This is a genomic window from Burkholderia sp. MSMB1835 (assembly GCF_001526365.1).
Classification (GTDB): Bacteria; Pseudomonadota; Gammaproteobacteria; order Burkholderiales; family Burkholderiaceae; genus Burkholderia.
The window spans coordinates 109,085-122,165 of the sequence record NZ_LOYP01000048.1; the positions used below are offsets into that span (position 1 = coordinate 109,085).

General features: G+C 66.8%; 13 protein-coding genes. 6 read left to right on the forward strand and 7 right to left on the reverse strand.

The genetic code is table 11. The features are described from left to right. Window positions 1-131: 131 nt before the first annotated feature. The 3 genes from WS96_RS21645 to WS96_RS21655 all read right to left on the reverse strand — a co-directional run bounded on the left by WS96_RS21645 (window position 132) and on the right by WS96_RS21655 (window position 2,448). Window positions 132-1,172, reverse strand: coding sequence for an alpha/beta hydrolase (locus WS96_RS21645; protein ID WP_059835248.1), 1,041 nt, complete (start codon window positions 1,170-1,172; stop codon window positions 132-134). A 58-nt stretch (window positions 1,173-1,230) separates the two neighbouring features. Further along, on the reverse strand, window positions 1,231-1,656 hold the full coding sequence (locus WS96_RS21650) for an organic hydroperoxide resistance protein (RefSeq protein ID WP_034208878.1): 426 nt from the start codon (window positions 1,654-1,656) through the stop codon (window positions 1,231-1,233). 225 nt (window positions 1,657-1,881) lie between these two features. Continuing rightward, on the reverse strand, window positions 1,882-2,448 hold the full coding sequence (locus WS96_RS21655) for a TetR/AcrR family transcriptional regulator (protein ID WP_059781952.1): 567 nt from the start codon (window positions 2,446-2,448) through the stop codon (window positions 1,882-1,884). A 289-nt stretch (window positions 2,449-2,737) separates the two neighbouring features. Here WS96_RS21655 and WS96_RS21660 point away from each other — a divergent pair, with 289 nt between their 5' ends. The 3 genes from WS96_RS21660 to WS96_RS21670 all read left to right on the forward strand — a co-directional run bounded on the left by WS96_RS21660 (window position 2,738) and on the right by WS96_RS21670 (window position 6,591). Beyond that, entirely contained in the window at window positions 2,738-4,591 is a 1,854-nt protein-coding gene (locus WS96_RS21660; protein ID WP_059835339.1) for an ABC transporter ATP-binding protein, read from the forward strand. A 122-nt stretch (window positions 4,592-4,713) separates the two neighbouring features. Continuing rightward, window positions 4,714-5,226: a DUF4262 domain-containing protein gene (locus WS96_RS21665; RefSeq protein ID WP_059835250.1), complete on the forward strand. Its 513-nt coding sequence runs from the start codon at window positions 4,714-4,716 to the stop codon at window positions 5,224-5,226. 192 nt (window positions 5,227-5,418) lie between these two features. Beyond that, window positions 5,419-6,591: a porin gene (locus tag WS96_RS21670; RefSeq protein WP_059781957.1), complete on the forward strand. Its 1,173-nt coding sequence runs from the start codon at window positions 5,419-5,421 to the stop codon at window positions 6,589-6,591. A gap of 212 nt (window positions 6,592-6,803) precedes the next feature. On the opposite strand, the gene WS96_RS21675 is transcribed toward WS96_RS21670, so the two are convergent. The 4 genes from WS96_RS21675 to WS96_RS21690 form a co-directional block, all read right to left on the reverse strand. Beyond that, on the reverse strand, window positions 6,804-7,268 hold the full coding sequence (locus tag WS96_RS21675; RefSeq protein ID WP_059835341.1) for a hypothetical protein: 465 nt from the start codon (window positions 7,266-7,268) through the stop codon (window positions 6,804-6,806). 226 nt (window positions 7,269-7,494) lie between these two features. Then, window positions 7,495-7,962, reverse strand: a complete 468-nt coding sequence (locus WS96_RS21680) for a sodium:proline symporter (protein WP_082720320.1) — start codon at window positions 7,960-7,962, stop codon at window positions 7,495-7,497. Window positions 7,963-8,020: 58 nt separating this feature from the next. Next, the gene (locus tag WS96_RS21685) at window positions 8,021-8,689 is read right to left on the reverse strand and encodes a hypothetical protein (RefSeq protein ID WP_034208873.1); all 669 of its coding nucleotides are present in this window, start codon (window positions 8,687-8,689) and stop codon (window positions 8,021-8,023) included. 220 nt (window positions 8,690-8,909) lie between these two features. Further along, entirely contained in the window at window positions 8,910-9,887 is a 978-nt protein-coding gene (locus WS96_RS21690; RefSeq protein ID WP_059835254.1) for a LysR substrate-binding domain-containing protein, read from the reverse strand. Between the two features lie 57 nt (window positions 9,888-9,944). Here WS96_RS21690 and WS96_RS21695 point away from each other — a divergent pair, with 57 nt between their 5' ends. The 3 genes from WS96_RS21695 (at window position 9,945) to WS96_RS21705 (ending at window position 13,032) form a co-directional block, all read left to right on the forward strand. Further along, window positions 9,945-10,844: a DMT family transporter gene (locus tag WS96_RS21695; RefSeq protein ID WP_059835256.1), complete on the forward strand. Its 900-nt coding sequence runs from the start codon at window positions 9,945-9,947 to the stop codon at window positions 10,842-10,844. A gap of 643 nt (window positions 10,845-11,487) precedes the next feature. Beyond that, a complete protein-coding gene (locus tag WS96_RS21700; protein WP_034208870.1) occupies window positions 11,488-12,642 on the forward strand; it encodes a branched-chain amino acid ABC transporter substrate-binding protein in 1,155 nt (384 codons plus the stop codon). A gap of 87 nt (window positions 12,643-12,729) precedes the next feature. Next, on the forward strand, window positions 12,730-13,032 hold the full coding sequence (locus tag WS96_RS21705; protein ID WP_059835257.1) for a hypothetical protein: 303 nt from the start codon (window positions 12,730-12,732) through the stop codon (window positions 13,030-13,032). The last annotated feature ends 49 nt before the right edge of the window (window positions 13,033-13,081 follow it).

The window sequence follows — 13,081 nt, forward strand, 5'->3', positions numbered from 1 at the left end:
ATTGCGCGATCGCCGTTCGACCGTTTCGACCGACGCGCGGCCGGGCATGAGCGGGACGCCCTCCTTCATGCGAAAACGGCGGGCACGTGCCCGCCGTCCCGCCGTTCGGGTTCGAACGACCGTCGATCGCGTTACTTCAGCCGCGTCGCGATTTCATTGGCCATCGCCTTGATCGCGGCCTTCGTCGGTGCATCGTCGGCCAGCGCGTTCAGCAGACCGAAATCATGGATCGTGCCGTCGTAGCGCGTGGTCGTCGCGTCCACGCCGGCCGCGTCGAGCTTGCGACCGTATGCTTCGCCTTCGTCACGCAACACGTCGAACTGCGCGACCTGGATCAGCGCGGGCGGCAACCCCTTCAGTTGCGCGAGGCTCGCGCGCAGCGGCGATGCGTAGATCTCGTTGCGTTGCGCTTCGTTCTTCGTATAGGCGTCCCAGAACCACTTCATCATCGGCCGCGTCAGGAAGTGGCCCTGCTGATACGCGCGGTACGAACCGGTGTTGAAGTCGTGATCCGTGACCGGCCACATCAGCCCCTGGAAACGGATCGCAGGGCCGCCCTTGTCCTTCGCCATCAGCGCGACGACCGCCGACATGTTGCCGCCGACGCTGTTGCCGACCACCGCGAGGCGGCTGCCGTCGACGCCGATCTCCGCGCCGTGCGCGGCCACCCACTTGGTCGCCTCATACGCCTGATTGATCGCGACCGGGTAACGCGCTTCCGGCGACGGCGTGTAGTTCACGAACACCGCGACGGCGCCCGACTGCACGACGAGATCGCGCACGAGGCGCTCGTGCGTCGGGAAATCGCCGAGCACCCAGCCGCCGCCGTGGATGAACACAAATACCGGCAGCGTGCCCGTCGCGCCTTGCGGACGCACGATCGTGACCGGCACCGACAGGCCGTCCTGCTCGATCGTGCGGTTCGACACGTCGATGCCGGACAGATCGACCTTCACGCCATTCTGCGCGTCGACCAGCACCTGGCGCGCCTTCGCGGGGCTCAGCGTTTCGAGGCCCGGGCCCTTCTGGCCGTTCAGCGCGGCGAGGAACGCGCTCGTCTTCACATCGGGACGGACGGCGTCGGCATCGGTGCCGGCGGCGAATGCGGCAGGGGCGGTGGACAACGCGGCTGCAACGGCGGCGGCGATCAGCAGCGGCTTGACGATCTTCATGGTGCGACTCCTTGGTTGATTTCTGCGAATGGCGATGAATGTTTTGCAGTGCGATAGATCAGACGAGCGTGAGCGTGACGTCGATGTTGCCGCGCGTCGCGTTCGAGTACGGGCAGACGACGTGCGCGCGGTCGATCAGCGTTTGCGCGATGTCACGATCGAGGCCGGGCAGCGAGATCTTCAGTTCCACTTCGATGCCGAACCCGTTCGGGATCGCGCCGATACCGACGCTGCCTTCGATCGCGGCGTCCGCGGGCATCGCGATCTTGTCGCGCGCCGCGACGAACTTCATCGCGCCGATGAAACACGCGCTGTAGCCGGCGGCGAACAGTTGCTCGGGGTTCGCGCCCGCCCCGCCCGCGCCGCCGAGCTCGCGCGGCGTGGTCAGCTTCAGGTCGAGACCGCTTTCGGGCACCGTCGCACGGCCGTCGCGGCCGCCGGTGGCTTTTGCATGGGCGCGGTACAGCACTTTTTCGATCGACATGACAGACTCCTTTTCAGCAAATGAATGAAACAGCCTTCGAACCGGGGACCGCGTGCCGGCGGCTTCTCCGCCGACCTCACGTCAATTTATCTACTCATAGATAGATAAACATCCCCAAAAAATGCAGATGGTCGATCCATCTGCGCCAGCAATCTATCTACTACATGATAGATAGCAAGATCCACTAAAAGTGGCGGCGAACCGCCCCACTGCTTGCGCCGTCCGTCAGGACCGCGTTTTCCAGACTGCCTCGACGTCCTCGAGACGCGCCCGCGTGTGAAACAGCCGGCTGGCCAGCACGCTGCCCTGAAACGCCGCATACAACGTGCGCGCCGCCGTGTCGGGCTCGCCGCTGAACTGCAGCGTGCCTTCCTTCGCGCCTTGCGCGAGCAATTCCGCGAGCCAGCGCTCGTTGGCCGTGAAGAACGCCTGCACGGCCTGCCGCACGTTCTCCGGCAGCGTTTCGATGTCGGCCGCGAGCATCCCGCACAGGCAGATCAGATTGCCGTCGCCGAGCGTGCGACCGAACATCTTCGTGTACAGGCTCAGCCTCACGTCGGCCGGCAAGGCCGGATCGATCGCCCGCACCGCCGCGAGGACTTCGTCGCTGTACGCCGCCACCGCTTCCAGCACGAGATCGTCTTTCGACGGGAAGTAGTAGTGGATGCTCGACGTCTTCACGCCCACCAGGTCGGACAGGTCTCGATAGCTGAAGCCGTTGTAACCGCGCTGCATCATCAGCGTGATCGCGTGGTCGAGAATCTGTTCGCGGACGGTCGGTTTCGTTTCCATGGATCGAACTTTATCTACTCATAGATAGATAGTCAAGGGGTTTTTTAGGGGCGCGATGTCCATTCCCGAAAGCCCGCTGCGCGAGTCCGGCGCCGTTCGCACGGCCGGGGCGGCTTACAACCCGCCTGCAGCGCGGTCGAATCGATGCGACACTTCGAGCCGGGCCACGCGATCGCGGCGTAACGTCCGTCGGCCGAAAGGAACGTGCCGGCACACGATGACCGCATCGCATCCGGTCCGGCACCATCGGCCCGCCCGTCGCGTCGGGCCGTATAAGGAGAACAAGTCGATGTATTCGTGGTTTGAACGGCGCCTGCCGACTTTCCCGCTCGAAGATCCCGTCACGCCGCCGAAGGGATTCTTCTCGTTCGTCTGGGCGTGCACGAAAGGCGCGCGCGGCTGGATCCTGCTGATCGCGCTGACGTCGGCCGCGCTGGCCGCGTACGAAGCCGCGCTGTTCGCGATGATGGGGCACGTGGTCGACTGGCTGTCGTCGTCGACACCGGCCGACTTCGGCGGCCGCCACTTCGCCACGCTCGCCGGTTTCGCGGCGATCCTCGCCGGCAGCGCGCTGCTGATCGCGCTGCATACGATGGTCAAGCACCAGGTGCTCGCGATCAACTTCCCGATGCGGCTGCGCTGGCTGTTTCACCGGCTGATGCTCGACCAGAGCCTGTCGTTCTACGCGAACGAGTTCGCGGGCCGCGTGACGACCAAGATCATGCAGACCGCGCTCGCGGTACGCGACGCGCTGTTCATGTCGGTCGACGTCGTGATCGGCGTCACGGCCTACCTGATCGGCATTCTCGTGCTCGCCGCCAGCTTCGACTGGCGGCTGATGATTCCGCTCGCGCTGTGGGCGCTCGGCTACGGCGCGGCGTGCGCGTATTTCGTGCCGCGCCTGGGCGCGGTCGGCAGCCGGCAAGCCGACGCGCGCGCGCTGATGACGGGCCGCATCACCGACGCGTATTCGAACATCACGACCGTGAAGCTGTTCTCGCATACGCGGCGCGAAGCCGAGCACGCGCGGCGCGCGATGGAAGCGTTCAAGGCGACCGGCGACGCGCAGATGCGGCTCGTCAGCGCGTTCGAGATCGTCAACCACCTGCTGTCGACGCTGCTGCTGGTCGGCTCGGCCGGGCTCGCGCTCGCGTTGTGGATGCACGGCGAGGCGAGCGCGGGTGTGGTCGCGGCCGTGATCGCGATGGCGCTGCGCCTGTCGAGCTACTCGCACTGGATCATGTGGGAAATGACCGAGCTGTTCGAGAATGTCGGCACGATCCAGGACGGCATCAACACGTTGACGAAGGTGCGCAGCGTGGTCGACGCGCCCGATGCGAAGCCGCTCGCGGTGCAGCGCGGCGAAATCGTGTTCGACAACGTGCAGTTCGCGCACGAGGACAACGATCGCGCGGTATTCGACGGGCTGAACCTGACGATCCGGCCCGGCGAGCGGATCGGATTGATCGGCCGCTCGGGCGCCGGCAAGTCGACGCTCGTGAACCTGCTGCTGCGCTTCTACGACGTCGGCGGCGGCACGATCCGGATCGACGGGCAGGACATCGCACACGTGACGCAGGACAGCCTGCGCGGCGCGATCGGGATGGTCACGCAGGATACGTCGCTGCTGCACCGGACGATGCGCGAAAACCTGCTGTACGGCCGCCCCGACGCGACCGAGCGCGAGATGCAGGACGCGGCCGTGCGCGCGGAAGCGGCCGAGTTCATCGACCGGCTGCGCGACCGCCATGGCCGCAGCGGCTACGACGTCGAAGTCGGCGAGCGCGGCGTGAAGCTGTCGGGCGGCCAGCGGCAGCGCGTCGCGATCGCGCGCGTGATGCTCAAGGACGCGCCGATCCTCGTGCTCGACGAAGCGACCAGCGCGCTCGACTCCGAGGTCGAAGTCGCGATCCAGCGCAGCCTCGACAGTCTGATGCACGGCAAGACGGTGATCGCGATCGCGCACCGGCTGTCGACGATCGCCGCGATGGACCGGCTGATTGTGCTCGACGAAGGGCGCATCGTCGAGGAAGGCACGCACCAGCAGTTGCTGCAGGCAGGTGGCATTTACGCGGCGCTGTGGGCGCACCAGAGCGGCGGATTCCTCGGCGAGACGGCGGACGCGGAAGACGTGGCGCAATAGACCGGCCGCCATGGCAACATGGCGGCCATCGATCGTTGGCGAATGTCGCCGCCGATCGCGTTCCGGCCGGCCGGGGCCATCGCCCGGTTTCGTACCGACCCACGCATACCCGAGGAGCACCCATGACCACGCGACCGGATATCGCGACCGCGCTCGATGCGCCCGATTCGGTGCTCGAGGAAGACGAGCAGCGCTTCGTGCGTCAGATTCGCCAGCACGGATGGTTCCGCACCGAAGTATTCGCGGAAGACGACGCGCCGGGTTTCTCGTTCACGACCGGGCTGTGGGTCAACCACGGTTTCCCGGAAATCATCGTTTTCTCGTTGCCGACGCGCATCGTCCATGACGTGCTGTGGGACGTCTATCGGAAGGTCGCGGCCGGCACGCCGCCGCCGGTCGGCGAAGTCACGGCCGCCGTCTACGGCAACGCGAACGCGCTGCTGATGCCGGTCGAGAAGGAACACTACGAAGCCCATCTCGGCTGGAACCGCTGGTTCTACGGCAACGACGAATTCCCGTGCGTGCAGTTGCTGTGGCCGGACCGCAACGGAATTTTTCCGTGGCAGCCGGAAGCGGACGACGCATTGAACGCGGCACAGCCGCGCCTGTTCGCACCGGGCGACGCGCGCCACTGACCTGGCGCGCCGGATCGCGCGGCACGCGCGCGATGCACACGCTATTCGCGCGCCGCTCGTCGATCCGTTGCGCGCGCATCCATCGCCGCGCCGCCTCATAACGATCCGACAATTTATTGGTTCCCTTGGCGATACGCCATCCGTATCGTTCACCGGCTCGTCAGACCAATCGACCAACGGGGGAATCCAACCATGAAACAGATCCGGTCATTCGCACTGCTCGCGCTGCCGGCCGCGCTCGTCGCCGCGGGTGCCCACGCACAAAGCAGCGTCACGCTGTACGGCATCGCCGACGCGGGCATCGCGTACGTCCACAACGCGCAGAACGCGAACGGCAGCAACGCGTCGAACCTCGTGAAGTTCAGCAGCGGCAACCTGTCGGGCAGCCGCTGGGGGCTGCGCGGCATCGAGGATCTCGGCAGCGGTCTGTCCGCGCTGTTCCAGCTCGAGAACGGCTTCAACATCGGCACCGGCGCGCTCGGCCAGGGCCAGCGTGAATTCGGCCGCAAGGCCGTCGTCGGCCTCGCGAGCAGCACGTACGGCACCGTGACGCTCGGCCGCCAATACGATCCGGTCGTCGATCTCGTGCAGGGCCTCACGGAAGACAACTACTTCGGCGGCGTGTTCGCGACGCCGGGCGATCTCGACAACTACGACAACAGCCTGCGCGTCAGCAACTCGGTGAAATACACGAGCCCGCTGATCTCCGGCTTCCAGTTCGCCGCGCTGTACGGCTTCGGCGGCGTCGCAGGCGCGACCGGCAGCGGCCGTACGTACAGCTTCGGCGCGAGCTACGCGAACGGCCCGCTGTCGCTCGGCGCCGGCTACTTCTACGCGAACGGCGGCACGACGGTCGCGGGTGGCGTGCGCACGTGGTCGAGCAGCTCGGACACGCTGTTCAACACCGTGATCAACCAGGGCTTCTCGAGCGCGAAATCGATCCAGATCGTGCGCGTGGCCGGCCAGTACGTGGCCGGGCCGGCGACCTTCGGCCTCGCGTACTCGAACACGCAATACGGCGCGGACACGCTGTCGGCATTCAACCGGAACGCGAAGTTCAACAACGGCTCGGCGTTCTTCAACTGGCAATTCACGCCGGCGCTGCGCGCGGGCGTCGGCTACAACTACACGTCGCTGACGGGCCCGGCTTCCGCGCACTACAACCAGGTCAACCTCGGCGCGGACTACGCGCTGTCGAAGCGCACCGACCTGTATGCGCTGTTCGGCTATCAGAAGGCGAGCGGCAATACGCTCGACGCGAGCGGCAAGACCGTGAAGGCCGCCGCTTCGGTCGGCTCGTACGGCGTGAACGCCGGCACCGATACGCAGGAACTCGCGATCGTCGGCATTCGCCACAAGTTCTGATCGCTACGTCGCACGACGATCGTCGTGACGGGCGCGCACCGCGGTGCGCGCCTGCGGCGTTTACACTGTCCGCCTTCACGGTCGTCACGACACGAGGAGCCCGGCATGCCGACGGTATGGGGACGACGCAACGCGTTCAATGTCCAGAAGGCGATCCCGATGCCGACCTTTCAGAGTCGAACAGGCGTCGCAACACCGGTCCAATCATCGGCCTAATGTCGCCGCATGCCACCCAACCCGTGGCCCGCACCCAACGGGAACGGGCCGTGATGGAACCCCGCGCCCATCGGCACCCCGAAGCGGCGATGTCCGATCGGATTGAAGTGATCGACGTGATCGAAGTGGTGAAAACGACGGAAGCGATCGACGAAGATGAAGCTCACGCCCGCGCCGATGAACAACGGCGGCCCCCAGTACCACGGATCGGCATACGGATAGGCTGCCACCGGGTACCACAGCACGCTGCCGTCGGCGTTTTGCACGATCTGCCACGTCCCGTCGTCTTGCAGACACGCGCGCCCCACGATCTGCTGCTCCGTGCCGTCGATGTCCGCCTGCGCGACGACCGCACGGCAGTTCGTGCCGTTCGCCGCTGAATCGTCGGTCATTTGCGCGAAGACGGACGCGGCAAAGCCGAGACAGACGATGGCTGTCACGGATCGAAACGAGATGCACATGATCGGCTCCTGCGTCGTTGCCCCCGACCCATTGATCCCGAGCGTCGCCAACGACGCCCGCACACCGTTTTGCTTGCGCACGATTCGTCGCGCGGCGATCGCCGCTCGCCGCCGCTTCGCGTCGTACAGGGGTCTCCTGACGGCTAAACGACCCAGCGCGGCCGGTTATTCCAGGGGTCGGGATACGGATGCCCGTCGCGGACATCCCCGGCAATCGATGCCGGGATCAGCGCGTGGCGCGACGTCGGGCCACGCAGTAGACAGACGCTGCCGTGATCCCGAATACCAGATGGGCGATCAGCGTGATCGCGCCGCGCACCGGGATGAACCACGGAAAGATCGCCGTGAAACCGTACAGGTTCACGGCGTACAGCAGGAGTCCGAACGCGCCGCCCGCAAGCAGCGCGGCCACACACGACAGCCGGTGGATCAGCCGTGCCAGCACGGCCGCATAGACGAGCGAAAGTATCGCGTGCACGAACGTCGCCACGCCCATGACCGGCGGATCGAAGCCGTCGGACGTATCGAGCACGCTTCGCCCCATCACGATCGCGGCCGTGAGGCGCGCGTCGCGCAATAGATTCCGGACGGCGTCATCGCCGGCGACGGCCCAGAGCAGCAACTCGACGACGGTCGATCCGACCGCCGCGCCGAACGCCGCCCAGAGCATCGGGACCACACTGGCTCGTTTCAATGGTCGTCCTCGTGGCGGCCCGGTCGATGCATCGAGCGAACCGCCGTGCAAACCCGGCTTACGACGCCCCTTCGCAGTCCGACCAGTACGCAAACGGGTCGCGATGTTTCGGATAGTGCTCGTCGAGCCATTTCAGCAGCGTCGCCCGCGCATTGTCCATGTCGGCCTTCAACGACGACGTCGTCAGCTCATGCACTTCGACGGACTTTTCCCGATCGACCACGAAGCAGTTCCAGTCGGGGCCATCGAGATCCGGATCGTCGGATGCCTTCGACGACTTCGTCCAGCCGAAACGCTTGCGCGCATCGATGTAGTAGCGCGGATGCACCTTCAGATACGACATCTCGCCGCCCTGCAGGCTGCTCTCGGCGCGCAGCACGTCGCGTTCGTCGACGATCTGCGTGACTTCCGGAAGCCGGCGGGAGCGCCATCCGGCGGGCAGCGTCGCCACCGCGCGGACGCTATCGTAGGTGCCCCACTCGAGGCCCCACGCTTCGGCCATGCGTTTCATGAACGCGTCGGCGCTCGGATAACCGCGCAGCTGGATGCGGGTCGACAGCGTGACTTCCACCCCGCCGCGACCGCCGGATGCACTCGACACCTCGTCGTCCGCTTCGAACGGATTGCCCGGACGCGGCGATGCGCGCTTCGCGTCCGCAGGCGCCAGGCCGGAAAAAAGTTGATCCAGCGCCGCACGCGCTTTCGACGATTTGTCTGGTCTATTCATCGGTTCCCTTTTGTGCAAATTTGAACCCGTACTGCAATGGTTGGTGATTGCCCTGCCGTCGGGCAAAGGCGCGATTCCGCTTCACTGCGGCGATCTCGCCGTTTTCCGCGGCTGCATTGTAACGATTCGGCGTCCTCGGCCGAACGAACGGAACGGGCGGCCCGTCGCATGCGTGACGCGCGTGCCGAAGCGGCCGCCTGCGCGAACCGCCGGGTGCGCGCTACCGCAGCGCCTTCACCATCCGTTCCATCAACGCGAGGACCTCCGGCCGATTCTCGCCCTTCGCGTGCACGAAGTGATAGCTGAGCGGCGAATCGACCTCGTGACGGCTCACGCGCACGAGCGCGCTGCGCTGCAGATACGCATCCGCCAGCGGCGTTCGCGCAAGCGCCACGCCCAGCCCCGCTTCGGCCGCCGCCAGCACGAGGTTGTAATCCTCGAACCGGCGATCCTGCGCGCGCGGCTTGAACGGAATGCCGAGCGCGTCGAACCACGTGCGCCAGCCGGTCACGTCGGAATCGTGCAGCAACGGCATGTCGAGCAGCGCGGCGTCGCCCGTTGCGCGGCGCATCCTGGCCAGTTGCGCGGCGAGCCGCGGATGCGCGACCGGATACAGCCGCTCCGGCATGAACGGGCGAGTGTCGAGCCGACGCCAGTTGCCGCGCCCGTACCGGATCGACAGATCCGCTTCGCCGCCGGCGATATCCACGTTGCGCAGCTCGATACCGAGCTCGATGCGCAACGCGGGCGCTTCATTCTCGAGCGCGTGCTGCCGCTCCAGCAGCCACAGCTGCGCGAATGCAGGCACCACGCTCATTCGCACCAGCCGCGGCGTGCGCGGCGTGCGCCACTGATCGGCCGCGCCGTCGATGATCGCGAACGCCTGCTCGATCCGGCCGACGAAGCGCTGCCCGTCCGGCGTCAGGCGCACGCCGCGCGCATGCCGTTCGAACAGCGCCATCCCGAGCCAGTTTTCGACGGCAGCCACCCGGCGGCTGATCGCGCCGTGCGTGACGCCGGAGACGTCGGCGGCCGCGAGAAACGAACCCTCGCGCGCCACCGTGCAGACCGTCTCCAGGCTCGCGAGCGGCGGCCGCGGGCCCGGCATCGGCGCGGCGGCCGACAGCCGGACGGCCGCCTGACGCGCACGCGCCGAGCCGTCGGCCCGCCGTGGCCCCGAGCTGTGAGCCATATTCATATCCGGGTGTTGATCTGTGCGCTAGCTTAACATCTCGCCACGCCGCACCATGGCCGCATGAATACGCTTTCGTCACCGACGTCGCGCGGCGCGCGACAACCGCTCGTCGCGGCAGCCGCAGTCGCGTTCACGATCGTCTCGTGGGCGTCCGCGTTCCCGTTCATCCGGATCGGCCTGCATGGCCTCGCGCCGCTGCAGCTCGCGGCCGCGCGCTTCGCGACCGCCGCGTTGCTCGTGATCGCGTGGCTCGCCTGGCGACGGCCGCCGCTGCCGGCGAAAGCCGATGCGTGGCGCTTTCTCGCGTGCGGCCTGCTCGGCATCGCGCTCTACAACGCACTGCTCAATACCGGCGAACGGACCGTGTCGGCCGGCGCGGCGAGTTTCATCGTGAACACGCTGCCGATCTTCACCGCATTGCTGGCCGCCGTGTTTCTGCGCGAGCGCTTCAATCGCTGGGGCTGGCTCGGTTCGCTCGTCAGCCTCGCCGGCATCGCGGTGATCGCGCAAGGGCAGCCCGGCGGCCTTGTCCTCGGCTCGGGCAGCACGCTGATCCTCGGCGCGGCGCTGTGTTCGGCCAGCTATTTCGTGTTGCAGCGGCGGCTGATTCCCGTGTACGGCGCGCTGCCGTGCACCGCGTACACGCTGCTGGCCGGCGCGGTGCTGCTCGCGCCCTGGCTGCCCGGCGCGCTCGTGTCGCTCGGCGGCGGGTCGCGCGACACGGCGCTGGCCGTCGTCGTACTCGGCGTCTTTCCCGCCGCGCTCGGTTACGCGACCTGGACCATCGCGCTCGGCTACTTCGGCGCGGCGCGCGCGGCCAACTTTCTCTACCTGACGCCGGCGGTCGCGACGCTGCTGTCGGTGGTGCTGACCGGCGAGCGGCCGGGCGTCGCGACGGCGTGCGGCGGCCTGCTGGCGATTGCAGGCGTAATCGTCGTCGCATTGCGCGGACGGTCGTAGGGTCGAGCGGGCGGCGAATGGCGCGGCCGATGCGACGCTCCGGATTTTGCCGCGACGCCGGCCCCAAAACGGCCCCCGTCTCTGCCGATCTCGATGGATGGTTCGGTCGGTGTAATCGCCACCCACTTGCCGGCGCGGCCGAACTTGACCGTTAGTTGCATAACGACGGCGATCGCGCTCGATGAAGCATGACCATGAAATCGGATACGCCATTCGCCGTTGACCAAACTGTGCAGACAAATCGACCGAACAGTTCCCGATTGACCGGGCGCCAGTGTCCATGGCTTCGCCGAGGCAACCGGCCGAATAATGGATGCGGCCGTAAGGCCGACGACAGCGAACCGCAATCCGGGGGCCGCCGCGGCGCATGATTTGCGGTATCCGGAAGCCTCGACATCCGCACGCCGGCGCATGCCGCAGCGGTCCGCCACGCGGTGCGCCGCAGCACACGGAAGCGGGTTCCGATATATTCATACGAATTGCATGGCGTGCGGCGCCCGCCCGCTCGCCCGGGCGGCAGGTCACTCGGCCGGACGCCATGCAAGCGACGCCCGTGACGGGTATGGAAAATCGTCCGATCGCCCCGGCCCGCGGCCGGCCGGTCGAGACGTCAATAGAAAGACATTCAATTCGGAGATGGCAGATGGAACGAAGCACTGTCGGCATGCGCTGCAAACCCCTGATCACCGTTGCACTGGCTGCCGCCGCGTTCGCGGCGGCGTCGAGCGCGATGGCCGACCAGGTCGTGAAGATCGGCAGCGTCGAACCGACGACGGGCGGCATCTCGCACCTCGGCAAGGACAACGAGAACGGCGCGCGCCTCGCGGTCGAGGAAATCAACGCGAAGGGGCTGACGATCGGCGGCAAGAAGATCACGCTGCAACTCGACGCGCAGGATGACGCGGCCGACCCGCGCCAGGCGACGCAGGTTGCGCAGAAGCTCGTCGACGACAAGGTCGTCGCCGTCATCGGCCACCTGAATTCGGGCACGTCGATCCCGGCATCGAAAATCTACAGCGACGCGGGCATCGTGCAGATCTCGCCGTCGGCCACGAACCCGACCTACACGCAGCAGGGCTTCAAGACGACCTACCGCGTCGTCGCGACCGACGCGCAGCAGGGCCCGGCGCTCGCGAGCTATGCGCAGTCGAAGGGCGTGAAGAGCGTCGCGGTGATCGACGACTCGACCGCGTACGGCCAGGGCCTCGCGAACGAGTTCGAGAAGAAGGCGAAGGCGCTCGGCCTGAAGGTGCTGTCGCACGACGCGACCAACGACAAGGCGGTCGACTTCCGCGCGATCCTGACGAAGGTCAAGGGCGAGAACCCCGACGCGATCATGTACGGCGGCATGGACGCCACCGGCGGCCCGCTCGCGAAGCAGGCGAAGCAGCTCGGCCTGCGCGCGAAGATCCTGTCCGGCGACGGCGTGTGCACCGACTCGCTGGCCGAACTGGCCGGCCCGGCGGCCGACAACGTGCTGTGTTCGCAGGCCGGCGCGGCGCTCGAGAAGATGCCGGGCGGCGCGGACTTCCTCGCGAAGTACCAGAAGCGCTTCAACCAGGGCATCAAGTTCGACGCGCCGTTCGCGTATGACGCGGTCTATATCGCGGTCGACGCGATGAAGCGCGCGAACTCGACCGACCCGGCGAAGATCCTCGCGGCGATGCCGGCGACGAAGTACGACGGCGTGATCGGCACGACGACGTTCGACTCGAAGGGCGACCTGACGCACGGGGTCATCTCGATCTACGGCTACAAGAGCGGCAAGAAGACCTTCCTCGACCAGGTGAAGATGTAACCCGACGCGGCGCCGGCACGACGGGAACGCCACCCGTCGGCGCCGGCGCCGCGCGGGCCGAATTCTGATTCACGGAGACGAAGCATCATGTGTGCAATGGCGTATGCGGAATTCCAACAGGAGTTGAAGAAGGCGCAGTTGACGGCGCGCGAGTTCGCCCGCCTGATCCGGATGAACGAAAGCTCCATCACGAACTATTCGAGCAAGGGCACCGTCCCTTCCCACCTCGCGGTCATCGCGAAACTGATCGGTACGCTGGCCGCGCACGAGATCGACTTCCGGCGCGTGATCCGGCAAATGCGGATCGAGCCGAAACGGCCGCGCGGCGTCGGCGTGCTGCCCGCAGCGGACAAATCGCGGTCGCGGAAGACGGTAAAAGCCGACGCCTGACCCGCGCCGGCGAAGGTCGACAGCGGCACGGGGATTGCCGCTCGACGCT